This is a genomic window from Bradyrhizobium sp. (assembly GCF_016213215.1).
Lineage (GTDB): Bacteria > Pseudomonadota > Alphaproteobacteria > Rhizobiales > Xanthobacteraceae > Bradyrhizobium.
The window spans coordinates 1-25,241 of record NZ_JACRAW010000054.1 but is presented as its reverse complement, the minus strand read 5'-3'; the positions used below and the strand labels follow the sequence as shown (position 1 = coordinate 25,241).

The 25,241-nt window shown below is 63.7% G+C and carries 22 protein-coding genes; 10 read left to right on the top strand and 12 right to left on the bottom strand.

Translation table 11 applies throughout. The features are described 5' to 3' along the window. Positions 1–633: 633 nt before the first annotated feature. The 7 genes from HY852_RS10035 to HY852_RS10005 all read right to left on the bottom strand — a co-directional run bounded on the left by HY852_RS10035 (position 634) and on the right by HY852_RS10005 (position 7,486). The gene (locus tag HY852_RS10035; RefSeq protein WP_291604428.1) at positions 634–831 is read right to left on the bottom strand and encodes a hypothetical protein; all 198 of its coding nucleotides are present in this window, start codon (positions 829–831) and stop codon (positions 634–636) included. A 293-nt stretch (positions 832–1,124) separates the two neighbouring features. Further along, complete coding sequence (gene flhA, locus HY852_RS10030; RefSeq protein WP_291604427.1) at positions 1,125–3,263, bottom strand: flagellar biosynthesis protein FlhA; 2,139 nt, start codon at positions 3,261–3,263, stop codon at positions 1,125–1,127. 308 nt (positions 3,264–3,571) lie between these two features. Further along, positions 3,572–3,874, bottom strand: coding sequence for a copper-binding protein (locus tag HY852_RS10025; RefSeq protein WP_291604432.1), 303 nt, complete (start codon positions 3,872–3,874; stop codon positions 3,572–3,574). 138 nt (positions 3,875–4,012) lie between these two features. After that, positions 4,013–5,359 carry a copper oxidase gene (locus tag HY852_RS10020; RefSeq protein WP_291604426.1) on the bottom strand — a complete coding sequence of 449 codons (1,347 nt, stop codon included), beginning with the start codon at positions 5,357–5,359 and terminating at the stop codon, positions 4,013–4,015. A gap of 12 nt (positions 5,360–5,371) precedes the next feature. Next, on the bottom strand, positions 5,372–6,811 hold the full coding sequence (locus HY852_RS10015) for a TolC family protein (protein ID WP_291604425.1): 1,440 nt from the start codon (positions 6,809–6,811) through the stop codon (positions 5,372–5,374). Positions 6,812–6,820: 9 nt separating this feature from the next. After that, positions 6,821–7,114 (bottom strand): hypothetical protein, encoded by a 294-nt coding sequence (locus HY852_RS10010; protein ID WP_291604424.1) that lies wholly within the window; start codon positions 7,112–7,114, stop codon positions 6,821–6,823. A 75-nt stretch (positions 7,115–7,189) separates the two neighbouring features. After that, positions 7,190–7,486, bottom strand: a complete 297-nt coding sequence (locus HY852_RS10005; RefSeq protein WP_291604422.1) for a hypothetical protein — start codon at positions 7,484–7,486, stop codon at positions 7,190–7,192. Between the two features lie 381 nt (positions 7,487–7,867). Between HY852_RS10005 and HY852_RS10000 the strand changes: the two genes are divergently transcribed. Further along, the gene (locus tag HY852_RS10000; protein WP_291604430.1) at positions 7,868–9,055 is read left to right on the top strand and encodes an MFS transporter; all 1,188 of its coding nucleotides are present in this window, start codon (positions 7,868–7,870) and stop codon (positions 9,053–9,055) included. Positions 9,056–9,074: 19 nt separating this feature from the next. Here the strand turns inward: HY852_RS10000 and HY852_RS09995 are convergent, their stop codons facing one another. From HY852_RS09995 to HY852_RS09985, 3 genes are all read right to left on the bottom strand, one after another. Next, on the bottom strand, positions 9,075–10,625 hold the full coding sequence (locus tag HY852_RS09995; protein ID WP_291604421.1) for a lysozyme inhibitor LprI family protein: 1,551 nt from the start codon (positions 10,623–10,625) through the stop codon (positions 9,075–9,077). Positions 10,626–10,709: 84 nt separating this feature from the next. Beyond that, positions 10,710–10,934, bottom strand: a complete 225-nt coding sequence (locus HY852_RS09990) for a hypothetical protein (RefSeq protein WP_291604420.1) — start codon at positions 10,932–10,934, stop codon at positions 10,710–10,712. Positions 10,935–11,248: 314 nt separating this feature from the next. Continuing rightward, positions 11,249–12,841, bottom strand: a complete 1,593-nt coding sequence (locus HY852_RS09985) for a gamma-glutamyltransferase family protein (RefSeq protein WP_291604419.1) — start codon at positions 12,839–12,841, stop codon at positions 11,249–11,251. A 102-nt stretch (positions 12,842–12,943) separates the two neighbouring features. Between HY852_RS09985 and HY852_RS09980 the strand changes: the two genes are divergently transcribed. The 4 genes from HY852_RS09980 (at position 12,944) to HY852_RS09965 (ending at position 17,927) form a co-directional block, all read left to right on the top strand. Then, positions 12,944–13,717 (top strand): enoyl-CoA hydratase-related protein, encoded by a 774-nt coding sequence (locus tag HY852_RS09980; protein WP_291604418.1) that lies wholly within the window; start codon positions 12,944–12,946, stop codon positions 13,715–13,717. A 138-nt stretch (positions 13,718–13,855) separates the two neighbouring features. Beyond that, on the top strand, positions 13,856–15,829 hold the full coding sequence (locus HY852_RS09975; RefSeq protein ID WP_291604429.1) for a PQQ-dependent sugar dehydrogenase: 1,974 nt from the start codon (positions 13,856–13,858) through the stop codon (positions 15,827–15,829). After that, complete coding sequence (locus tag HY852_RS09970) at positions 15,786–16,724, top strand: SMP-30/gluconolactonase/LRE family protein (RefSeq protein WP_291604417.1); 939 nt, start codon at positions 15,786–15,788, stop codon at positions 16,722–16,724. Before HY852_RS09975 ends, HY852_RS09970 begins: the two co-directional genes overlap by 44 nt. Positions 16,725–16,901: 177 nt before the next feature. Further along, a complete protein-coding gene (locus HY852_RS09965) occupies positions 16,902–17,927 on the top strand; it encodes a histone deacetylase family protein (RefSeq protein WP_291604416.1) in 1,026 nt (341 codons plus the stop codon). A 64-nt stretch (positions 17,928–17,991) separates the two neighbouring features. Here the strand turns inward: HY852_RS09965 and HY852_RS09960 are convergent, their stop codons facing one another. Next, on the bottom strand, positions 17,992–19,605 hold the full coding sequence (locus tag HY852_RS09960) for an alginate export family protein (RefSeq protein WP_291604415.1): 1,614 nt from the start codon (positions 19,603–19,605) through the stop codon (positions 17,992–17,994). Between the two features lie 86 nt (positions 19,606–19,691). Beyond that, positions 19,692–20,003 carry a hypothetical protein gene (locus HY852_RS09955; protein ID WP_291604414.1) on the bottom strand — a complete coding sequence of 104 codons (312 nt, stop codon included), beginning with the start codon at positions 20,001–20,003 and terminating at the stop codon, positions 19,692–19,694. Between the two features lie 163 nt (positions 20,004–20,166). Between HY852_RS09955 and HY852_RS09950 the strand changes: the two genes are divergently transcribed. From HY852_RS09950 to HY852_RS09930, 5 genes are all read left to right on the top strand, one after another. Next, complete coding sequence (locus HY852_RS09950) at positions 20,167–21,033, top strand: heme o synthase (protein WP_291604413.1); 867 nt, start codon at positions 20,167–20,169, stop codon at positions 21,031–21,033. An 87-nt stretch (positions 21,034–21,120) separates the two neighbouring features. After that, positions 21,121–21,900 (top strand): heme-copper oxidase subunit III, encoded by a 780-nt coding sequence (locus HY852_RS09945; RefSeq protein WP_291604412.1) that lies wholly within the window; start codon positions 21,121–21,123, stop codon positions 21,898–21,900. Positions 21,901–21,917: 17 nt separating this feature from the next. After that, complete coding sequence (locus HY852_RS09940; RefSeq protein ID WP_291604411.1) at positions 21,918–22,754, top strand: SCO family protein; 837 nt, start codon at positions 21,918–21,920, stop codon at positions 22,752–22,754. Between the two features lie 13 nt (positions 22,755–22,767). Further along, a complete protein-coding gene (locus tag HY852_RS09935) occupies positions 22,768–23,520 on the top strand; it encodes a hypothetical protein (RefSeq protein ID WP_291604410.1) in 753 nt (250 codons plus the stop codon). Between the two features lie 19 nt (positions 23,521–23,539). Then, entirely contained in the window at positions 23,540–25,186 is a 1,647-nt protein-coding gene (locus HY852_RS09930; RefSeq protein WP_291604409.1) for a cbb3-type cytochrome c oxidase subunit I, read from the top strand. Positions 25,187–25,241 lie beyond the last annotated feature (55 nt).

Sequence of the window (25,241 nt, the reverse complement as noted above, 5' to 3'; positions counted from 1 at the left end):
GTCAAACCACTGCGCAGGGAAGGCCGGGTTGTCTCGGCTGCCCTGTGGTTTTCCCGCTGTGCAGTTTGCGCAGAGCCTGCGCACAGCGGGCCACGGGTGCCAGCCGGCACCCGGTCTTCCCTGCGCCCTCTGTTTGAAAGAAAGAGGGTGTGGAGATCACGCAAAGCTCGGGCGCATCGCGTCGCGAGAATGCGGAGTCATGCCCCTCGGCTGTCTTGAATCGGTGAGTCGTCAGTCCGCATCCGCGGTCTGGATCGCTTCGTCGCTATCGCTCCTCGCGATGACGATGTTGAGACAACATGCGTTAAAGACTCACTCGTCCTCCCAGGGGCGTCCCGGCATCCACGTCTTTCCTCATGCACCGCGGCGCTTGAATGGCCGGGACCCGGCTAAGCCAGGGGCTTCGCCGGGCGCGCGAGCCCCGGCCATGATGTTTTCTCCATGCGCCTTTGGTGCAAGTGGTGCGAGCGGAAAACGGCCTGAAGGAGCACCCCCAAAGAGAAAGCGCCCGTTGGGGGGCGGGCGCTTCCGGTAGTCGACTTGGGGTTGGGGTCGTCTACACATCCACGCTGGCGACTTTGGGGGGCTGGTAAAGGGCCAACGTGAATTCCTGAAACTCTTGGCGCAAGACTCCTAGCGAACCAGTGATGTGCTTGAACTCGTGATCGTCACCGGCTTGTCGGCCTTGATGACGCGGGCGGTCTGATAGCCGTCGTTCGCGGTGACGTGCGCGGTAATGCTGAAACCCGCCACCACGATGGCAGCAACGAGGGCGACGACCACGACCTTGAGATGGGTGGCGCGATCCGCGCTGTACATCGAATGGTTCATGGAAGCCTCCAGCCGCCATCTTCCTGCGGTAGTCGCCTGCCTTTGTCCGCAGGTTCAACGTCCCTACGCGAACAAACGTAGTAATTGTCGATCTGGTTCCCCAGAGGCGATCACAAGACCGTGATAAGACGTGAACGGCCGCGATGGAAAACGCCAGGCTAGACGGTTTAAGCAATGTATATTCAATCGCTTAGGTCGAATTTTCGTTGGCCTGGGCCTGAAACTGCCGAATGTGACTAAAAATTCAGAAAAGGATTGCCTGTGGCGAAAGAGCACCGGCCGATTCTCGCAAATCAGACGCTTCCGACCGTCTTCAAGCGAGCCCTCGGGTGGATCTCGGCCTGCGACAGCACGGTGGTCTGGGCCCGGAAGCGCTCGACCAGCGAGCGGACATAGGGCCGGATCCCCGCCGAGGTGACCAGCACCGGCGCTTCGCCTTCGCGGGCGGCGCGTTCGAAGGCGTCGCGCACCGCGGTCATGAACTCCGACAGCTTGGAGGGCTGCATCGCCAGACTTCGCTCCTCGCCCTGGCCGATCAGCGACTCGGCAAAGGCCTGCTCCCATCTGGCCGACAGCGCGATCAGCGGCAGGTAGCCGGCAGGCGAGGTATGCTGAGCGCAGATCTGGCGTGCCAGGCGGGCACGGACATGCTCGACCATGCTCGAGGGGCTGCGCGAGAAGGCCATCGCGTCGGCGATGCTTTCAAGGATGGTCGAGAGGTCCCGGATCGACACCCGCTCGGCGAGCAGGAGCTGCAGCACGCGCTGGATGCCGGACATCGTGATGCTGGTCGGAACCATGTCCTTGACGAGCTCGCTCTGCTCCTTCGGCAATTCCTTGAGCAGCTTCTGCACCTCGCCATAGGACAGGAGGTCGGACATGTTGGCCTTGAGCAGCTCGGTGAGGTGGGTCGACAGCACCGTCGCGGCGTCGACGACGGTATAGCCCTTCAGCGAGGCCTCTTCCTTCAGGCTGGCGTCGACCCAGGTTGCCGGCAGGCCGAAGGTCGGCTCGGTGGTGTGGATGCCGGGCACGGCGACCTGGTTGCCGGCAGGATCCATGACCATGAAGTGGTTCGGCCAGATCCTGCCGGTGCCGGCGTCGACCTCCTTGATCTTGATGATGTAGGTGTTGGCCTCGAGCTGGACGTTGTCGAGGATGCGCACCGACGGCATCACGAAGCCCATCTCGATCGCCAGCGAGCGGCGCAGCGCCTTGATCTGCTCGGTCAGGCGGTCGGTGCCGTCGGGACCGTTGACGAGCGGCAGGAGCGCGTAGCCGAGCTCGATCTTGAGGTCGTCGATCTTGAGCGCAGCGGAGATCGGCTCCTCGGCCGCCGCCGCAGCAGCGGCCGCCGCGGCTGCGGCCGGCGCTGCCTCCGCGGTAGCCGCCGCCACGACCTTGGCCTGCTTGTGCTTGCGTGCGGAGACGGCGAGCGCGGCGGCTCCCGCGCCCAGGGCAAGGAACGGGATGGTCGGGATGCCGGGCAGCGCCGCCAGCATCAGCATGACGGCGGCGGACATGCCGAGCGCCTGCGGATAGCCGGAGAACTGCCCGATCAGGGCCTTGTCCGCGGCGCCCGTGACACCGGCCTTGGAGACGAGCAGGCCGGCCGCGGTCGACACGATCAGCGCCGGCACCTGCGTGACGAGGCCGTCGCCGACGGTGAGCAGGGTGTAGGCGTGGGCGGCGTCGCCGAAGGAGAGGCCTTGCTGGGCGACGCCGATGATCATGCCGCCGATCACGTTGATGAACACGATCAGGAGGCCGGCTATGGCATCGCCGCGGACGAATTTCGAGGCGCCGTCCATGGCGCCGAAGAAGCCGCTCTCGTCTTCCAGCGCCTTGCGGCGCTCCTTGGCCACCTTCTCGTCGATCAGGCCGGCGGACAGGTCGGCGTCGATGGCCATCTGCTTGCCGGGCATGGCGTCCAAATGGAAGCGCGCCGCGACTTCGGCGATACGGCCCGAACCCTTGGTGATGACGACGAAGTTGACGATGACCAGGATGGCAAAGACGATGATGCCGATGACGAAATTGCCGCTCATCACGAAGTTGCCGAAAGCCTCGATGACATGGCCGGCGGCGTCCGTCCCCTCATGACCGCGCGACAGGATCAACCGGGTGGAAGCGAGGTTGAGCGACAGCCGCAGCATGGTGGAGATGAGGAGGATGGTCGGGAAGGCGGAGAACTCCAGGGGCGCCTGGATGAACAGCGCCGTCATCAGGATCAGGATCGAGAGCGTGATCGAGATCGCCAGGAACATGTCCAGCGCGATCGCTGGCAGGGGCAGGATCAGCAGCACCAGGATGGTGAGAATGCCGAGCGCCAGCGCGATATCGCCGCGCGTCAGGATCGTCTTGATGTCGTTGAAATTGGGGAGTCCGGCCCGCGGAGCGCCTGCGCCCTGACCTGCCGTGACATCGACCATGGTTGCAGCCTCCCCCCGCCCTTGCCGCGCGCGCGCGCCAAACGTCTGCGCGGCGGCCGAAGGGCCACCGCGTCGAAAGTGAGGCACCGCGCTTGCGTCCACGGAGGTTCCCCCGCCCTTACGCTACCCACGACACTCGACTTCACCCGGCAATTTTTGCCCGGTGTATGGTTAGCAATTGGTTAACGGCGGGTGATGGGACGGACAAAAGGGGGTCGTCATTCCGGGGACGCTGCCGCCGGGACCGCGCGGAGCGCGGCCCGACGACAGGCTCCGTGGCGAACCCGGAATCTGGAGAAGTCTACCGCCTACCTGGCCTTCTGCAGCCTGGTCACGGTGTAGCCGGAGGCGGCTTGCTCCGCCTCGAAGGTCACCTTGTCGCCGACCTTGACCTGCTTGAGCATCCCCGGTTCCTTGACGCGGTAGACCATGGTCATGGGCTCCTCCATGCCCAAGCTCTTGGCAGGGCCGTGCCTGAGCGTGATCTTGCCGGCGCCCTCGTCGATCTTCTTGACCTCGCCATCGATGGAGGCGCCTTGCGCCACCGCCGCGGTGATGGTCAGCACCGCTGCGAATGCCAAGGCGCCGGTTGCGCGCATCAATCTGTTCATCGTGTTCTCCTCCTCAGTTGCTCGTTTCACGGTGAAGTGGCCGTTCATGCCGCCGGCGCTGCCGGAATGGACAGCGCGGCCAGCAATGCCGAGGTTGACCGTCTTCTTCATGTCGTTCTCCAGTTGAACCCTGATCGGCTACGTCTTCGTTTTCCTGTTCGGCGTCTTGCCGGGAGCGGCGGGTTGCTGCCGTGCCGGTTCGGGCGCCGGCACATCGACCTCGTAGGCGACGGTGCCTTGCGGGAATTGGTAGGGGCCGGGATCGCGAAAATCGTTGTGCGCCATGTTTTCGCGAATCTTCATGACCGTGAACATGCCGCCCATCTCGATCGGGCCGAACTGGCCAGAGCCCGTCATCATCGGCAGGGTGTTTTCGGGCGCGGGCATCTCCATGTTGCCCATCGCCATGCCGGTAGATCCCATCACCATGGCGTCGGGCGCGAGCTTGCCGACCGCTCGCGCAAGTTCCTTGCGCGATACGCCGATGAGGTTGCGCACGTCGTGGCCCATCGCGTTCATCGTGTGATGCGACTTATGGCAGTGGAACGCCCAATCGCCGGGATTGTCGGCAAGAACGTCGAACACGCGTACGGCGCCGACGGGAACGTCGGTAGTCGTTTCGGGAATTTGCGCGGTGTCCGGAAGCCATCCGCCGTCCGTGCAGGTCACCGAAAAGCTGTGACCGTGCAGATGGATCGGATGATTGGTCATGCTGAGATTGCCTATTCGCACGCGCACCTTGTCGCCGAGCCGAACCGGCAACGGATCGATGCCGGGAAAGACTCGGGCGTTCCAGGTCCACATGTTGAAGTCCGTCATCTCATTGACCTTCGGCAGGTATGCGCCGGGGTCGACGCGATAGGTGCTCATCACGAAGACGAAGTCGCGGTCGACCGGGCGGAAGGAAGGATCCCGCGGGTGGACGACGACCATCCCCATCATGCCCATCGCCATCTGCACCATCTCGTCGGAATGCGGGTGGTACATGAACGTCCCGCTCTTCTTCAGCTCGAACTCGTAGACGAACGTCTTGCCGGGCTTGATGTGCGGCTGAGTGAGGCCGCCGACGCCATCCATGCCGCTCGGGATGATCATGCCGTGCCAGTGCACCGTCGTGTGTTCGGGCAGTCTGTTGGTAACGAAGATGCGGACCTTGTCGCCTTCGACCGCCTCGATCGTCGGGCCCGGCGACTGGCCGTTATAGCCCCACAGATTCACCTTCATGCCTTCGGCAAATTCGCGCACCACAGGCTCGGCGACGAGATGAAATTCCTTCCAGTCGCCGTTCGTGCGCCAGGGCAGCGTCCAGCCGTTGAGCGTGACGACCGGACGATAATCCGGCCCGCTGGTCGGACGGAGCGGCGGCTGCATCACCGCCTTGTCCATCGTCGGCGCTTCCGGAATGGCGGCAGCCTGCACCCGTCCACTGATCGCGCCGGCGCTGACCAGCGCGGCGGTGCCCAGAAATCCTCGGCGCGAAAACATGCTTCCCTCCATTCAGTGGCCGCCCTCGGTCGGCGCGGCCGCGGCGATCGTTGTCGGATTACCGCTGCTGGCGGCGGGCGATCCGCCGCTATTGACGACGGTCTGCAGGTCGGAGTGCGCCAGCCAGAACTGACGCTTGGCATCGATCGCTCCGCGCAACGAAGCGAGACGCTGGCGCGCTTCCGTCAGCAGCGCGAAAATGTCGACCTGCATGCTGGAGAAGCGCAGCTGCATCTCCTCGGTGATGATCTTGCGAAGGGGGAGGATCTCGCGCTGGTAATGGCTCGCGATGTCATAGCTGGATCGGTAGACGCGATAGGCATCGCGCGCCTGCGAGCGCACGTTGACAGCCCTCTCGGTCAGGCGATTGAACGCAAGATTGTACGTCTCCACGGCCTGACGGACGCGCACCTCGCCGCCGTCGAAGATCGGGATCTGGAATTCGAGATCGAAGCCGCGTTCGCGGAACGGCGCGCCTTCCGGATCTTGCGTGCGGCGGGCGATCCCGGCCAGATCGAGCAGCGTGACGAAACGCGTGGCTGCGGTCAGGCTCATCGCTTTTGCGAGCGCCGCCAGTTCGAGCCGAGCGATCTGCAGGTCGATGCGATGCGCAACCGCGTCAACTTCGATCGCGGGAAGCGCAAGCGGCCGGCGCGGCAGCGGCGGCAGATGGTTGGGAAGGCGAAATTCGAGATCGCCGTCCCACAGGCCCATCAATCGCGCGAGCCGCTCGCGCGCACTGGCAGCCGCCTGCCGGGCGGTGGCAAGATCGGCAGTCGTCTCAGCGTAAAACACCTGCTCGCGCGCCTGATCGAGCTTGTTGACGGAACCGGTCTCGCCGAGCTTGACCGCGAGCTGCGCGGTCGCCTCCGCCGTCGATTTCGCATCGGTCAGCAGGACCACCATTTCGTAGGCGGCAACCGCACGGAAGTAGCCGCGTCTCACCTCGCCAGCGAGCCGCAACGTCGCCAGCGCCGCGCGCAGTTGCGCCTGGTGGAAGCGGTCGCGCGCGATATCGGAGCGGAACGGCAGGGTCGCAAGTGCCAGGATGTCGCCGACCACCTGGCGCTCGACTTCGCCGCCGCCATTGCCCGCGATGCGCGAAACCGAAAATACGGGGTTGGGCGGCAGACTCTCCTGCACCAGTTCGGTCTCCGCGAGCGCGAGTTCGTTGTAGGCCGATTGCAGCCCCTTGTTGTTGAGAAGCGCGACCTGTACGGCGCTGTCGGCGTTCAGTGGGCGCGAGAGCAGGCGGCGGACCGCATTTTTGACCGTATCGGCGCCTTCGGCCGTGCGGACGAAGGCAACGTCTTTGCTGATCGTCTGGCTGGTCAGGTCCGAAACAGCTGTCATGCCGCTGTCCGGCGAGAAGGACGCGCAGCCGGAGAGACCCAGTGCGGAGAGCAGGAGCAGGCCACGGATACGCGAGCGAGGTGTGGGTTGGTCTGCCATCGCGCGCTCCTAGCGGTCCGGCTTGTGCTGGGGCGAGACCGAGTCGTTGCGCTCGCGCCATGGGACGGGCGTGGCGGGCCGCAGGCTCGTGTAGGGCGCGATCGTCGATCGGTAGCCGACGCGCGCGACCCTGGCTGCGGGATCGGCAGGATCGGCGCCGACCAGCGGCACCGTCGCAGGCATGCAGCCAGCGAGCGCAGCCGCCGCAACGGCAGCCGCCGCCCACATCGGCCAATTGAATCTGAAATGCCGTCCGCGCGCCGAACCAACGGCCACGAACCTCGCCCCACATCGCGTAAGCATGAACCATCCCTGATCTGGCGGTGGACCACAGGCACGCGCGCGCAAATGCGCGGCGCCTCGCGTCTTCACGTCAGGTCAGGCGATGGGAGGTCGGTAAAGCAGAGGGGGCGCCTCGCTGTGCGCGTCCAGAGCAATCTCCGGCGCACACGCGGAAATCGGCTGGATGGGTTTGGCGATGCTCGGCAGATCAGCTGCCAGCGCGCTCACACACATCATCGCGCAGCACGGGCCAGGCGAGCCTTTGCTATCGTGGGGATGCTTCGCCGGCAGGTCATGTGCGGCGGCTTGATGGTGGATGTGCATCGCGGCGTGATCATGCATCGAGCCGCCGGCATGCACGTGGCTTGCATCGGCCTGACGATGCTCAGTCACAACAGAAGCCCTCGGCAGCGGGTCGGCAAGACATGGGGCCGGTCCGCTGCTCGTGGCCAGCGCGGCAGCCGGCGCAAGGACGCAGAAAGCGTAGGCGAGGGCAGTCAGCCATCCCACTCGAATCCGCCTCGACCTGGTCAATCGCAAACGCATCCGCCCGAAATGCTGTTCGCAGGTCAGTCCTGCACATGTGGCTCGGAAAGTAGCGTGAAATCCGGGTTCCGCCAAGCTCTGTCACCGCAGTGCACCGCGCGCATGCCTATTATCGCGGCATTGTGCTTGACCAAAGGACTGTGGCCGACGAAGTTCACGATCGTGCACGTCCCTTCCTCTCACGAACATAAGCCCGCAGCCTTCAGCCCTGATTCGCGTCAGGCCTGGGTGCGGCTGGTGATTGCGCTTCTGATCGGCTCGATCGGCGCCGTCGGCATGTGGGCGGTCGTGGTGGTGCTGCCGGTCGTCCAGGCCGAGTTCGGCGCCGGCCGGGGCGCGGTGTCGCTGGCGTTCACGCTCACCATGCTCGGCTTCGGCCTTGGCGGCGTGGTCACCGGCAAGATCACCGACCGGTTCGGCATCGTGACGGCGATGGGGCTGTGCATTGCGCTACTCGGGATCGCCTTCGTGCTGGCTGGGCTTTCGACCACGCTGTGGCAGTTCGTCGCGGTGTACTTCTTGATCGGGCTTGGCACCTCGGCGACGTTCGCGCCTTTGATGGCGGAGGCGTCGCACTGGTTCGACCGCTATCGGGGACTCGCGGTGACGATCGTCGCCAGCGGCAATTACGTCGCCGGGACAATCTGGCCGCCGGTGGTGAACTGGGGCGTGCAGACGGCGGGCTGGCGCACCACCCATATCGTGCTCGGCCTGTTCTGCGTGGCGACCATGACGGTGCTGGTCGCGCTGCTGCGCGCGCAGATGGGTGACGAGCAGGTGCAAGATCACGCCAACGCGCCGCCGCCGCGGGTCGATCTCAACCTCTCCACCAACACCCTGACAGTCATGCTGTCGATCGCCAGCATCGCCTGCTGCGTCGCCATGTCGATGCCGCAGGTCCATATCGTCGCCTATTGCGGCGACCTCGGCTATGGCGTGGCGCGCGGGGCCGAGATGCTGTCGGTGATGATGGGATTCGGCATCATCAGCCGCATCGGCTCGGGCTTCCTCGCGGATCGCATCGGCGGCATCCGCACGCTCCTGATCGGCTCGCTCGCCCAGGGCTTTGCGCTGCTGTTCTACCTGTTTTTCGACAGCTTGAGCTCGCTCTACATCATCTCCGCCATGTTCGGCCTGTTCCAGGGCGGCATCGTGCCGAGCTATGCGATCATCGTGCGCGAGGCGATGCCGGCGCGCGAAGCGGCGACGAGGGTCGGCATCGTGATCTTCGCCTCGGTGTTCGGCATGTCGTTCGGCGGCTGGGTGTCCGGCTTCATCTTCGACGCCACCGGCTCCTACGCCGCCGCCTTCGCGAACGGGCTCGCCTGGAACGCGGTGAACATCCTGATTGTCATGACGCTCTTGATCCGCGCGCGAGCGAATTCGGCGAGGGCAGGTGAAGGCCTTGCGATCTAATCGATGACTGGCTTGCCGCTCAGCGGATCGTTCCGCCAAGATTGTTGATGTCGGGCGATTGACGTACCGGGAACAGCCGTACCGTCGAGGAGATCGTGATGTTGCGCAGGCATTTCGGCTCGTCGTCGCCGGTGTCCCGCTTGCCCTGACGCTTGCCGGCGAAGACATCGTCCATCCGGTTGACGATGAGCATGGCGTGATCGCGCTCGAGCGTATCGGGATTGGTGCGCTTCTCGTCCGAGCGGAATCTGCCGTTGACGAGCCTGCCCTTCATTTCGAAGACGCAGCCGGCCTTCCAGTCGCCCTGGTCCCATTTCCAGCCCTCGGCCCAGAGCCCGCCATCGTCGGTCGGCGCGACATTGAGTATCGCCGTGTGGCTGAGCCAGATGCCGGCAAGGCCCTTGCGGTTCTCGTCGAAATTTTCCAAGAGCGCGATGCGCTCGCGCTGAAGCCGGTCAAGCTTGTCGCGTGCGTCGGTGGTGAAATGCATGTAGGAGATGGGCTTCTCCCAGGCCGGATGCAGGAATTCCGGATACTGGAACGCCTGAGACTTCACCCAGCTGCGCTGGTCATCGATGAGGGCAAGCCGTGTCGTGCCGTCAAGCCGCGGCAGAAGCGCCTTCCAGGCGCGGTTCAGCCGGTGATCGTTGTCGGCGAGGTCGGGATCGGCGCAGATTTCCTCGTCGCTTGCTGTATGGGGGCGCGTGCAGCCGAACGTCGGCGTGACAAGTGGCGTGTCGGCCATCTCGCCGATCGCCGGGTCCAGCTTGCCGGCGGCGAAATAGCTTCCGGTCACTTGCCAGGGATATCGGCAACTCGAATCCGCATCGGCCTCCCAATCCCTGTTATCATGCACGACGCGGAGCGTCTCGCCTTGGCGGCGAAGCTTGACCGATGGCGGCTTGGCGGGCTGGGCCTTGAAGTGGGGGATGACGTGCTCGCGGGCATATTCCGGCCCGGCGTTGTCGGGAACGAGCGTCCCGTTGAGCCACCCGCCGGGGCCAGGCTTGAGTAGCGCCGTCCCGCGGCAGGTGCGCTGGCGGTCGCTGCCGGTACCGTAGATTGCGTTCGTGTCGATCGTAAGCCGATAGGTGCCGTGGCCCGCCTGCATTACCGCCACGGTGCCGAACGCATCCGCCCACCGTCCTGTAACGCCGTTTCGCCCGAAGCCCTGCGCGATCTCCTCAAGCGTTGCGACGCGTCTGCGCATGATCTCAGCGAAGGCCTGCCGGTCTTCTGCCTGTTCCGATCGGGCCATCGACTCGACCGCGTTGTTGAGCATCTCGCCGAACCAGAACTGGTCGCGTTTGAGCAGCGGACGAACATGCGTCGGGGCTTTGGCAAGCGCCGCCTGCAGCGCCGTGTCGAGTTGCGTTGTGAGGACGTCGTAGCCGGCTTCCTTGCACAGGCTCGAAGGCACCTGGTCGTCGGCGCTGCCGCACAATTCGATCGCCGTCGACGCGCTGCTGTTCGCCGCAGTGAAGTCCGTGAAATCATCCGCGCTGGCGGCGAGAGGCACGAGACAGCCGGCCGCCAAAGCCAGGGCAGAGAAGCGATTTGCGGCGAACATGTTCTGATCCCGAGCCAAGCTTACCCGGATAAGTCGCGGGTCGTCGCGGCTGGGTTCAGAACGCGCCGCCGCGTTGGCAGGGTTTCAGCAGCGGCCCTGCTTCCACAGGCCGGGCGGGCAGCCCATGTTGCCCCAGCCCACCTTGCGTCCGTGATGCCATCCCGGCGGGGTACCAAGGCTGCTGCGGCCATGCGATACCTTGAAGGCATGGCCGTGGCCCATGCCGCGACTACCCTTCGCGAAAGCGGCGTCCGGCACCGTCACGCTCGCCGCGAGCAGCAACGCGAAGGAAATTGCAAGTCGTTTCATGAGAGCTTCCCCACCTCAAACAGATGCATTTGTCGGTTCAATCAACTTGCAAGTTTCGGTCACGTCCCCCGACGAACAGATGCCTGCGAGTTCACGTGGTGAATTGCCGGTAGATTCGGGCAAACTTAGGACGCCGACGCGAGAGTGGCCACCGGTCTACTACCGGATCGACGGGCGCAATCGCCTGTTGATGGCTGGCCGAGAACCGAATCGGGCAGCCATCTGATATCGCTTAACTCACCGCACGCCGAACATGCTCAGTCAAAAGACCTGAAGCGCGACGATGATTCAATCACATCTCATCGCGCTTAGCCTCAGTCCTCGGCTACCGCATCGCCCCAGGGCTGGAAGATCTCGACTGCGCCGCTGTTGGTCGCGCCATCGCGCAGCACCGCGCTCGGGCAGGCAAATTTCATCGGCGTCGCCTGCACCTGCGTCTCTTCGTAATCGAAACGCGCGCGCAGGCTGTCACGCACCTCTCTGGGCATGAGCCGGTCGCCGATGACGATGGCACCCTCGCTCGCGTCCAGGCGAGGCTGATGGAACGCGGCCTCGAGATCCATTCGGTAGTCCATCACGAAAGAGAGGATCTGCGTGACAGCCGGCAGGATGCGCCGACCGCCGGAAGCCCCGATCGCAAGGCGTCTGCCGTCGGATACTTGCGCGATCACCGGCGTGTAGTTGGTCAGGCAGCGCTTGCCGGGTGCCAGCGAATTGGTCGTGCCCGGCGTCGGATCAAACCACATGATGCCGTTGTTCATGGTGATGCCCGATTGCGGCAGCACATATTTGGAGCCGAAGATGGAAAGCAGCGTCTGTGTGACCGCCGCCATGTTGCCTTCGCGATCGACCACTGAAAAATGCGTGGTACAGCCGGGCGCCAGGTATTCGGCGCCGAGCGCACGCTTGCCGTCGGCATCGCCCATGTCGTGCAGGCGTTCGCGATAGGCCGATTGCAGCGCCAGCGCGTAAGCCGTGTAGGCTGCCGCATCGGGGCCGCCTGGTTTTGGCTCGAGGTCCTTCTGCAGCATGCGCAAGGCATGCGCCATGGTCGGGCCGCAGGTCAGTTCGGGCGTCGCGTACACTTTGCCGCCGCGATAGGGAATGGCGAGAGGCTCGCGAACATGCGCGCGGAACGCGGCAAGATCCTCGACCGAAAGCGAGCCGCCGCCGGCTTTGACATCGGCCGCAACGCTCTTGGCGAGATCGCCCTGGTAGAAATCGCGCGGGCCCTGGGCGGCAAGATGCGACAGCGTCGCCTGCAGCTTGTCTTGGGGCAGGCGGATGCTGGCCTTGATGCTCCAGGGGCCGCTCGGCGGCAGGCCGTCCTGCAAATAGGCGGCGGAGCTTGCCGGGTAACGCCGCAGATCGGCGGCGCCGCTGGCGATCATCAGCGTGGTCCACCAGTCGACGAGAAGCCCCTCGCCGGCGAGCTTCACGCTGGGACCGAGCAAATCCTTCCACGGCAGTTTGGCATGGCGGCGGTGCGCCTCCTCCATGCCCGCCACGACGCCGGGAACGGCAATCGAGCCCGGACCAAAGAGGTTGCGGTCGTCCTTGACCCGCGGCCAAGGGAAGAGGTCCGACGCCGCGCCCTCACCGGTCAGCGGATAGTCTTCCGTGCGCAGGCTCAAGGGCGCGCACATGCCGTAGTCGATCACCTCGTAGCGATTTTCGCGGGCGCGGTAGAGCACCATGACGCCGCCGCCGCCAATACCGCTCATCCAGGGCTCGACGACGCCAAGCGCAAAGGCGGTCGCGATCATCGCATCGACGCAATTGCCGCCGGAGGCGAGCACCTGGGCCCCGACCTCGGCGGCCGTTCGCGATTGCGAAGCGACGATGCCGGTCTTGGAGACGCGAGCTGGTTTGCGAATTTGCTGGGCATAGCTGAACTGATCGGGCATGGCGCACTTGTCTTTTTGGTATTCGAGGGGATCGTTCGCGTTGGCGGGGCCGGCGGACAATGGCACATTCGGGCGATGAAGACATCCGCAGAGGAGAGGAAAATGGCAGGTGTGACACAGGCGCGGGACGGCGCCGTCGGGATCTTGACTCTGAGCGAACCGTCCAGCCTGAACGCCATGACCCCCGACCTCCTCGGCGGTCTTGCGACCGTCATCGGCGAGATCACGGGCGACCATTCAATTCGTGCGCTGGTCCTGACCGGCGAGGGGCGGGGCTTCTGTTCCGGCCAGAATCTGAAGGCGGCGGAAGCGCTGGGCCAGGATATCGTGGACGGGGTGATGCGCTATTACTGGCCGGCGTTCCGCAGCTTGCGTGAATGCCGCGTGCCGGTCGTGGTTGCGGTCAACGGCGTTGCCGCGGGCGGCGGGTTCAGCCTGGCGATGGCCGGCGACATCATCCTCGCGGCACGCTCGGCGACCTTCATCCAGGTGTTCAGCCGGATCGGGCTGGTGCCCGATCTCGGCTCGACCTGGCTGCTGCCTCGCCTGATCGGCCGCCAGCGGGCGCTCGAGCTCATGCTCCTGAACGAGCCGCTGTCGGCCGAGCAGGCCCATGAATGGGGATTGGTGCGGAAAGTCGTCGACGACGAGCGCCTGCTGGCTGAGGCGATGACACTGGCCCGACGGCTTGCCGAAGGGCCGACGCGCGCGCTGATCGCCACCCGCGCCCTGCTGGATGAAAGCGAGCATGCGAGCTACGGCGCGCAATTCCGCCGTGAGATCGAGATGCAGGCCGAACTCCGCACCAGCGCGGACGCGATCGAAGGTCGCAACGCGTTCATCGAGAAGCGCGCAGCGCGGTTCACGGGAAGGTAGGTCGTTCACGCGCAGACAAGCGGATCGGGGGACAGTTTGCATCGCGGAGAACTCGGCAGGCACGGCAAGAACTGGGCCTTGCCGGCATGCGCTTTCCTCGCGGCGTTACTTTGGGGTGCGCCGTGCGTTGCGTCGGAACTGCCCAAGAAGAGCGGATACGCGCTCGGGCCCGACCAATGCGGCAGCGGCGATCTTTCCTTTCCCAGGGTGCGGATCGACATGAAGGAGGGGTTCTGTGCGGGCCTCGTTGCCAGCGCCGAAGATGGATTGAGATTTCCGCGCTCGATCATCCAGATCCCGGGCCACGACCTGTTCGTGGTGGCGGACATGGGTGGCTGGGGCCACGCCGACGGGCGGCTGCTGGTGCTCGATCCCCGCGCGGCCGAGGGCAGACAGATCAGGGAAGTGTTGACCAGGCTCGAATATCCATTCGGCCTTGCGATCGGCCCCGGGAACAAGCTCTACGCGTCGACGGCTGAAACGATCTTCCGCCTCGACCCGCTGGCGGACAATCCGCGCTCTACCGTTGAGACGATCATTCATCATCTGCCCGGACGCCGGATCCGGCTGCCGGATGGCACGAGACTCGAGGAGAGCGCGCATCCGTTCAAGCAATTTGTCTTTGACAGGACCGGCCGCATCTTCGTCAGTATCGGCTCGCACAGCGACGATTGTATCACCAGGGCGCCGATCACCCGGCCCTGCGCCGCAGGTGAGGGATCATCGGGCTTGGCGTCGATCTGGATGTTCACCCCGCCCGATGACGGCATCTTTCCCGCGCTCAAGCCCACGGATCCCAATCCGCCTCATGAGGTCTATGCGCGGGGCCTGCGCAACTCGATGGGGCTCGCCCTTCATCCGCGATTTCCCGAGCCGGACTACGCGTTCCTCCAGGCCGAGAACGCCAGGGATCTTCCCGATCTGTTCAAGCCCAACGAAGAGATCAACGCCATCGAGAAGGGAAAGCACTACGGCTGGCCGTACTGTCATGACCTTTTGACCGCAAGTCCGGAATTCAAGGCTGTGCTGCAATCCGGCCCGTACAGGAATTTTTGCAGCAACACGGCGGTCTACAAGCCACCGCGTTCGCTGCTGCCGCCCCATGGCGCGCCGCTCGCCATGCTGTATTACAAGGGAGGCAAATTCCCCGAGCTGAATGGCAAGCTGCTGATAGGGCTGCATGGTTATCGCCCGACCGGCAGCCGACTCCTGGTCTATGATGTCGACGATCACGGCTTTCCGAAAGTTAGTCCGCCGCCGGTCCGCTACCACGTCAGCTGCGGCGCCGAGCCGACGCGCGCGTTCCAGACCGATGCCGGTGAAGTTCCGGCCGCGCCATACGAAGAGCTGATCGCCGGCTGGCACCGGGTCAACGGTGTGCGGCCGCAAGGCGCGCCGGTCGGCGTAGCGGTTGCGGAAGACGGCGCGATCTGGCTGGTCGAGGACAAGAACCAGACGGTCATTCGTATCGATCGCGCGTCCGGCCGTGCGCCGGCTCCGCTTCCCTGCGAAATGCGGAGCCAGAAGCAGATCGATGACCTTGCAGCATTCGTGGCAAGTGATCCGCAGAACCGGGCGCGACTGTCGGTATTGCGGAAAAATCTCGTCGAAAAGCATTGCCTCGGTTGTCATTCCGATCTTGGCCTGAAGGAGGGCCAATCGGAATCGGACAAGGACAAAGCCGTGCTACGCTTCATGCTGTCGCAGGACGGCTGGATATTTCCGGGCGATCCCCCATCTGGAAAGCTGCGGACGCGCCTGCGCGGCCTTGGGGCGGAGCGCTTCATGCCGCCCGACGGCGAGAATCTCGCCAAGACGGAGCCCGGCTATTCGCGACTGTTGGATGATGCGGATTCCCTCGTTGCCAGGATGGTGCCCGGCACGAGGATGCGCGTAAAGCCCGGTCCGCCCTATCGGAAGTTCTTCGGGAGGGATGGCAATCAATGCGGCGAGATCCCGACGAGCAAGGTCGTCGTGGTGACACAAAGGAATGCCCCGGATAGACCCGGCTCCAGCCGCGTTTACAGGCCGGCCGATCCCTACCTAAACGGCGAATGCAAGGACGAAGATGGCTACTACCTGCGGCAGGAGTTTCTGGTGCCTTTGCGGTAGCCTCGTTCTGGCCTTGCATGCTCCCGTGCGCGCCGAGCCGGGGCTGTTCGAGAGCACGCAGGTGACGCCCGCAGGCGAATATGCTTTCGGCATCGAAGGTCCGGCGGCGGACCTCGAGGGCAATCTGTTCGTCGTCAACTTCGGCAAGCCCGGTACGATCGGCAGGTTGGCTACGGGAAGTTCGAGCTCCGAGAAATTCATCGAGCTTCCCGAAGGCAGCGTCGGCAACGCGATCCGGTTCGACCGTGCCGGCACCATGTTCATCGCCGACTACAAGAAGCACAACATCTTCCGGGTCGGGAAGAATAGTTCGGAGCCGGAGATCTGGTTCCATTCCGATTTGATGAACCAGCCGAACGACATGACGGTGGCGCACGACGGCACGATCTACGCGAGCGATCCGAACTGGAAGGGAAAGGCCGGACAGATCTGGCGCATTGCCCGAACCGCTGAGGGATCCGTCGAGGGCCAGATCATGACGGCGCCCCGCGCCATGGGGACGACGAACGGGATCGATCTCAGCCCCGACGGAAAGACGCTTTACGTCGGCGAATCCAACAGCGGGCAGATCTGGTCTTACACCCTTCGCGGGAACGAACTGGCGGATGCAAGGCTGATCAAGACGGTCGAGCCGAACACGATCGATGGACTGCGCACGGACGTCAGCGGAAGGCTTCTGATCGCCCGCATTCTCAAAGGGACGATCATGATCATGAAGCCGAATGGCGCGGTCCAGAAGGAGATCGCGCTCAAGGGCAAGGAGCCCACGAACCTGGCGTTCGGGGGCCGCGACGGCAGGACGGTGTTCGTCACGCAGCGTCAGGGCGGGTTCATCGAATCCTTCCGCACGGACAGGGAAGGGCGAGAGCACTGCCTGCAGACAGTCGCCTGCTGAACCGTCGTGTTCGGGGGATTGCGCTCGATGCGTCGCGTGCCCGGTTTCGGCGCTTGAACGTCGCCGCCCGAATAGCGAAATTTGTTGATCTTGAGCCGCTAAATCCTATTGATGCTGCGACGAGAACCATGCACTGGTCGCTGCGCGGAGCCTTTCCGAATGGTCGGGAGCAGGTGAGTGAAGGCCGTTTATACCGAGCTGCATCGCAGCCACGATCCACAATTCTTCCTGGTTCGCGGCGTCGTCAAGCGCACGACGGAGCAGCCGGAGCGGGCCGACCGGCTGCTCGCGGGATTGAAGGCAGCCAAGCATCATCTGGTTGCGCCGACAACGTTCGGCCAGGGACCGCGCACGCGGGTTCACAGCGTCGAATATCTCAGCTTCCTTGCCGAAGCCTGGGAGGCCTGGTCCGCGCTCGGCGATGCCGGGGCGGAGATGATCGCCAACATGCATCCCGTGCGGATGGGCGGGACCTATCCTGCTCATATCGTCGGACGCCTTGGTTGGCACACGGTCGATACGGCTTGCCCCATCGGGCCCGGCACCTGGGCCGCCGCGTGTGCCGCGACCGATGTGGCGACAACGGCTGCGCAACTGGTGATGGACGGCGAAGCCGCTGTCTACGCGCTGTGCCGTCCTCCCGGCCATCATGCCTACCGCGACCTCGCCGGCGGCTTCTGTTTTCTCAACAACACCGCGGTCGCAGCCGCCCATCTGCGGCTCATGCATGAACGCGTGGCGATCCTTGATGTCGACGTCCATCACGGCAACGGCACGCAGGGCATCTTTTTCGAGCGGTCCGACGTACTCACCGTTTCGATCCACGCCGATCCGGCTGCCTACTATCCGTACGTCTGGGGCTATGCCCATGAGCGCGGTGCGGGCGCAGGCCTCGGCAGCAATCTCAACATTCCCTTGCCGATCGGCACTGGTGACGCCGGCTACCTGGAGGCGCTCGGCAGGGCGCAGAAGACCATCGAGGCATTCGCGCCAGGCGCGCTCGTGGTCGCGCTGGGTCTCGATGCGTCCGAGCATGATCCGCTCGCGGGCCTTGCGGTGACCACGAACGGATTCCGCCGCATCGGCCAGGCGATCGCACGGCTGGGATTGCCGACCGTGCTCGTGCAGGAGGGCGGCTATCTCTCCGATATTCTGGGGACGAATCTCACGGCGGTTCTGGCGGGATTCGAGGAAGCGCGCTGACGCCGGACGAAGCGGGCACGTGTTTCTGCGGCCTTGTCGATCAGCTGATGGTGCAGCGGCGCGCTCACCAACGCGCCATCAGCTGCAGCCGGTAGTAGTCGAAACTTCTTCCGCCGGCGTCGCGAATGTACTGGCCTGCAAAGATGTGCGAATAGAGCGCATGCAGCTGCAGGAACTGACTGATGTTCCAGGTCATGTCGACCTGGCCGATCTGCGCGAGGCCGAGCGCTGCTGAACTCTTGGCCGTGATCATCGTCCCGATCGGACCGTAAACGGAGTCTGCTGTCGCCACTTTGCGGACCACATTCCAGTTGGCGCCGAGAACCAGCGAACGATCGATGAAGAGCTGGGCGTAAGGCTGAAGGTTCACCGCATTGGAGACGGAGAGGAGAGACATCTCCGAGATCACGCTTGCCGCAGGATAGGCCGCAGTGAAGTTGTGGAATATGCCGCTCTTCAAGTTGTCGTCGCCGGAAGCATAATGCCCGCGCACGCCGAGCTTGGGCTGGACCCCGATTGCGAAAGCGTTGGATGGCGCGAACCGGTAACCCAGATCGCAAAATGCGCCCCGGGCGGAAATCGTAGCTGTGCCGAACGATCCCCATTGATACGCGGCCTCGGCGATGCCCTCGAACCCGCCCATGCGTCCGGAGAGCCGCGCGCCACCGGTCCACCGGTCTTCGGCGGCGGTGCCGCGTGCATAGGTCGCGCTCGCCTGCTGGCGTCCATAGACATAGGCGTCGATCGTCAGCGGCAGGCCGAAAGGATTTCGAACGTTGGCATAGCCGCCGCGGAAGTATTCCTTGGTCAACGTATAATCGTCGATGAAGCCCGGAAGGATGCCGACCGGATGCGCCGAGAACGCGCGCACGGTCAGCTTCGGATCGTCGTATTGGGCGAGAAAGCCGTCGAAGGATCGCCTGAGATTGGTGGGGTCGCGCACCGCAAGCCAGCGGGAGTCGCCGAGATAGAGCTCCTGGCGCCCGCTGCGCACCACGATGCTTCCGGATCGCGTCGGCAGGATAAAGTCCAGAAATCCCTGGCGCAGGTCCGGCGCGCTCTGGTCATACGCCCGCTGCACCGGACGACCGTTCTCATGCGCGGTATCGAACTGCACGAAGGTCCGGAACATCTGTCCGAGGTGCAGGTCGAAGTGCTGCAACAGCCGCTCCTGGTTGGAGGCCCATGTCCGTCCGCTCTTGCCGAGGCCGAACAGATATGGGTCGTATGCATCAAGGCGGTAGCGGGCTTCGCCGCCGAGCGAGAGCCAGCTTCCCGGCAGTCCCGGCAGCGGGATGTATTTCAGTGTCTCCCAGCCGCTTCGCTGCTTGGTCGCAAGGTAGGAATAGTCTTCCTGCCATCGATACAGCCGGAATGCGTTCCTGGTGGCGCTGATTGTTTGTTCCGGTTTCTTGGCCGATTTTTCTTTGCTTTCTTCTTGCGCGCGCGCCGATGCCGCGATCATCCCCGACATTGCCAAGGCGACCAGAAGCACCGTGAAACAGCGCCCGGCGAAGCTGTACTGCACGCTGATGTGTGGTCTTGCGTGTCGGGGCGAGGAGGCCTCATTTCCCGCAGGAATGGGCAGGTCTTGTCGGGACAGCGCAGTTGGCAACAGATCCACCACGCGCCGCCGGCACGACTGCGCACAGCGCCATGCGACTATGGCCTCCGGCACCGTGCGCTCCTCCCTCATCCCCATTCTGGGGCCGATTATGAATTCTCGGTTTGAGTGCTTATTGGATGCAACTGCAGGCGGTGGAGTCAAATGGGCCGATTGTCTCGTGCAGCGATCGTGTTCTCTTGAATTCTTGCGAGTGAAGCGCAAGTGCAATTAGTGTTGGCGCCGATGTGAGCGCGAGTCAGAACCGGCGATTTGCACGTCGCGACCCGCGCCCGAATCTGCTTGCCGTCCGTGTTGTGGAATTTATCCAGCAATGCGTGCAACTCGCGCAACGCACGCTGCTTGCGTGATGAAATCAGCCCCGGTCCCTGTGATTCTGGCTCGGCAGAATAGTCACATCGCGCAAAACTTTGCTCGGAGTTCCGATCCTTGATCCAGATCAATTTCGGCATGCCACGAAAGCGCCCATAAGTGCCACCCGGAAATTGTGTGAAGGCATCGTCGACGTTTCACGCGATCGACGGGCGCATGGGGGCGTAGTTGGGGATACGGGGTCTGACGGCAAGACACGTCGATAGTGGAGAGCGGAAAGCCCTCGCTTCCGTCAGCGCACAGTTGCGCGATCACGTCGTTCTGCTGAAACCGCGCGTCATGTCGCTGGTGGTGTTTACCGGGGCCGTCGGTTTTCTGGTTGCGCCGACCAGCGTGGACTGGATGCGGCTTGCGATCGCGCTGGCTGCCATGGTCGGAGGCGCCGGCGGCTGCGGCGCGCTGAACATGTGGTGGGACGCCGACATCGACGCGCGAATGGCGCGCACGGCGGCGCGCCCCATTCCGCGGGGAGTGATCACGCCTGGCGAGGCGCTGCTCATCGGTGCGGCTCTGTCGCTGATCTCCGTGCTTTCGCTCGGGCTGCTGGTCAATTGGCTCTCGGCTGCGCTGTTGGCCGCAACGATCGGCATCTACGTGCTTGTCTACACGATGTGGCTGAAGCGGCGGACGCCGCTCAACATCGTGATCGGCGGTGCGTCCGGCGCGCTGCCGCCGATGATAGGTTGGGCGGCTGCAACCAACAGCCTCTCGGCCGAATCGATCGCGCTGTTTGCCGTCATATTCGTCTGGACCCCGCCGCACTTCTGGTCGCTGGCGTTGCGCGGCTGCGCCGATTACGCGCGTGCCGGCGTGCCGATGTTGCCGAACGTGGTCGGGCCCGAGGCGACCTGCCGGCAGATCATCGCCTACTGCGCACTGCTGGTGCCGATTTCATTCGCGCCGTTCCTGATCGCCGGATCGAGCCTGGTCTATGCCGCGGTGGTCGCGGTGCTCGATGCCATGCTGATCAGCCGCGCCGTGACGCTCTATCGTCTCCGCAAAGGGCCGGAGGCCGCCCGGAGCAAGTCGGCGATGGCGCTGTTCGGATTCTCCATTTTGTACGTGTTCGTGCTGTTCGTTGCGATGCTGGCGCAGGCGTTCACCGGATGAATGCGCCAACGCGCGTGGACAGGAAGCAGGATTTAGGTCGGTCCAATCGGGCCTTGGCCATAGTTTGAAAGAAGGCGGGAGACAGACATGCAAGATACGGTACACGCGACCGGCGGCCACAACGGCCACGCGCATCATTGGGAGACAAGCTGGGCGCCGATGGCGGTGGCCTTTGGCGCACTGTTCTTGGTGCCTCTGACCTTCGCGAGCATCCTGGTCTACAAGAGCCTGCTCGTCGGCATCATCTGTGCCGGTCTCGGCGTGCCGTTGGTGCTCGCCGGCGTGGCGAAGTGGATCCACGAGGGCGCCACCCAGCATGTGGCCATCGAACGTGTGTCGCCGATCGGCGTCGGCGTGTTCATCGTCGGTGAAATTCTGATCTTCCTCGGACTGTTCGCTTCGTACTGGACGCTGCGGCTCTCGACCGGAGTTGATTGGCCGCCGGCCGGAACGCCGGCAATCGGCAAGGCCCTGCCGCTGATCATGACCGCCATCCTGGTCGCCTCGAGCCTGACCTATCATCAGGGTGAGGCGAAATTCGAGGCGGGCGATCGCGGCGGCTTCACGAGCTGGCTGTTGCTCTCGATCGTGCTCGGCGCCGCGTTCCTCGGCTGCACGATCTACGAATATGGCCACCTCTTCCACGAGGGCTTTACGCCCGGTACGAACCAGTATTCGGCGGCGTTCTACTCGCTGACGGGTTTCCACGCAGCCCACGTGCTGATCGGTATCTGCTCCTTCCTTGCGCTCCTGATCGGGTTCGTAACCTCGAAGGTCAACCCGATGTTCGTCAAGGTGGCCGGCATCTACTGGCACTTCGTCGACGTGGTGTGGTTCTTCGTCGCTTCCCAGGTCTATTTCTGGTGATGCGGGGACGATGGCGGATGTCTGACGTCGCAAGAAGCATCTTTTTCGGTCTTGCCGTCCTGACGCTCCTCGAAGCGTTCGGGCCTGCGGTCGCGCGGGCCGAGTACTTCCGCCGTCCCGAATCGGACCTCAATCCTGCGATCCTGCAGATCGACGAACGGGCTGTGCTGGGCCGAGCAATCGATCCGGCCACCGAACTGGTCGATCATGCCGGAAAGGTGTTTCGCTGGGGGGATCTGGCGGGCAAGCCGACGCTGCTCGTCCTCTCCTACTACACCTGCGACGGCAGCTGCGCGGTCATCAACGAGAACCTGCACGATCTGTTGAAGCAGATGACCGGCGCCCAGCCGGGCACCGACTTCAATCTGGTTACGCTGTCGTTCGATCGCCGCGACGACCTGAAATCGACCGATGCGTTCCGAAAGCAGATCGCTCTCGCCGACGGACTGGCACCGGTCTGGACGTTTGCCACGTTCAAGAACGAGGCCGATCTGAAGGCGCAGACCGAGAAGATCGGGTTCAAGTTCTTCTGGTCGCCGCAGGACCGCATTTTCCTCCATCCGGGGGTCTATCTCTTCTTTTCTCCGGAAGGACGGCTGGCGCGGATTCTCTATCAGCAGGACATCGACGCCAAGGACGTACAGCTTGCGGTGCTCGACGCGCGCGAGGGCCAGTTCAAGGTGAGCGAAATCGCCAGCTACGCGCTGAGCCTTTGCTACAGCTACAACTATCAAGACGGAAAATATCGCCTGAGCATTCCGGTGTTTGTCGGCGCCGGGGCTTTTGCGATGGGAATTTTGACTTTCGCCGGTTCCGCTCTGGTTTTCAGAATGCGGCGGCAGACGCAATCATAGGAGGACATAAGATATGCGGCTCAGGAAAGGACTTGAAAGTAGGATCCCGATCGGAATTGCGACGTTTGTCGCAAGCCTTTGCGGAGCCGGGGCGAGTTTCGCCCAAGGGGCAAAGCACGGCATTATCAGCCCCACGATCGCATGGAACGAGACTTGGCACGACGTGCTGGTGGACTTGTTCGTCATCGGCGGCATCTTCGGCGTGGTGGCCATCTACCTGTTGATCAAGTATCGCGCGAAGAGCCCGGATGCTGTCGGCGACGGGCCGAAGCTCAATTTCGACAAGGCGCTGGCCTGGGCGCTGGTGCCGGCGGCGCTGTTCATGGCCGACGACTTCCTGCTGTCCGCCAAGGGTTGGTCGCTGTGGAATATCCAGCGCACCGTTCCGAAGGACGCGCTTGAGGTGAACGTGAAGGCCTCGCAGTGGGCGTTCGAGTTCGATTACGGCAACGGAGTGGTCGACGGCGATCTCATCGTTCCGGTCGGGAAACCCATCGTGCTGCGCATGACCGCGACCGATGTCATTCACTCGTTCGGCCTGAGCGAATACCGCCTCAAGGAAGACCTGCTGCCCGGCCGCATCACTCACATGTGGTTCTACCCGGACAAGCCGCTCTCGACCCACGTGACCTGCACGGAATTCTGCGGCGACGCCCACGCGCAGATGAACTCGGCGGTGAAGGCGGTCCCACAGGCGGAGTACGACGCTTGGCTCAAGAGCAAGGCCAAGAAGACGAGCTCGCTGCCGCAGAAATCGTCGCTCTAGCTTTTGATCGAGGACAAAAATGACAACTCTCGTAGAAACCGCGCCCGCTGCGTCTGGGTTTAAACTCAGCGAGTGGATTTTCACGACCGATCACAAGCGGATCGGCATCCTCTATCTCATCGGCTCAGTGGCGGCGTTCCTGGTCGCCGGCTTGATGGCGATCGGTATTCGCACCGAGCAGTACGCGATCGGCGAATCCGGGGTCATCCAGTTCTTCGTGGGTGACGTCGGCAAGAATCTATCGAGCGGCACCGCCTACAACGTGGCGCTCTATTTCCACGGTGCGGCGATGATCCTCGGCTTCCTCATTCCGGGGTTGACCGGCTTCGCGGCGAATTACCTGATTCCCATGATGATCGGCGCGCCCGACGTGGCGTTCCCGCGCATCAACGCCCTCAGCGTCTGGCTGTTCTGGGCGGGCATCGTCGTCGCGCTGCTGACCTTCGTCATACCCGACAAACCCGACATCATGTGGACCGGCTATGCGCCGTACTCGATCACGACGCCAGGCAACACCTCCTTCTACGTGTTCACGGTTCACCTGATCGGATTCTCGTCGATACTGGCAGCCGTGAACTTCCTGGTCACGATTGCCTACATGCGCGCGCCTGGCATGGGCTGGAACCAGATGAACATGTTCGTCTGGTGCTCCTTCGGCGCCTTCGTCATCCAGCTCGTGTTCGTGCCCGTGCTGGCGGCCGCGGTCACGCTGCTTCTGCTCGACAGATATGTCGGGACCGGGTTCTTCGATCCGGCGCGCGGCGGCGACGTGCTGCTGTACGAGAACCTGTTCTGGTTCTACTCGCATCCCGCCGTCTACGTGATCTTCCTGCCCGCGATGGGAATTCTCTACGAGATCGTCGCAACGCAGGCCAAGAACCCGATCTTCAACTACAAGGCGGCGGTGTACGGCGGCATCGTCGGCATCATGGTGATTACGGGCGAAGTCTGGGTGCACCACCTCTACGTGGCGGGCATGCCGGACTGGATCCGTATCGGCATGATGGTAACGACGCTGCTGATCTCGGTGCCGGTGGGTCTCATGGTCATCTCGCTGTGGGGCACGCTGTACAAGGGCTCCATCACCTACAATCTGGCGATGGCCTATGTGGTCTGCTGCATGTTCCTGATCCTGCTCGGAGGTCTCACCGGCATTCCGCTCGCGATCACGTCGATGACGGTCCATCTGGCGCGAACGTCATTCGTCCATGCGCACTTCCATTTCATCATGGGACTGATGGCCACCTATTCCGTCTTCGCCGCCGTCTACTTCTGGTTCCCGAAGATGACGGGCCGGTCGGCGGACAGCAAGATTGCGTGGCTCGCGTTCTGGCTCAACACCGCCGGCACGCAGATCACCTTCTGGCCGCTGTTCATCATCGGCGTCCAGGGCATGCCGCGTCGCTATTACGACTATGCGCTGTTCCCGCAGTTCGAGTCGTATCACCACATCGCGACGTTGGGTGCCGCCCTCTCTGCGGTCGGCGTCTTGCTGATGGTCCTCGGCTGGATCATATCCGCCGTCAAGGGACCGAAGACCTCCACCAATCCGTGGGGATCGAAGTCGCTGGAGTGGACACATACCCTGAGCCCTCCCGGACCCGGTAACTTCCCGAAGCCGGTGACGGTCAGCGAAACCTGGACTCCGTACCAATACAAGGCCTGAGTCCAAACCTCTCCAGTCCCAACCAAGAAGCGCGCGGCATCTCTTCCAGTGCCGC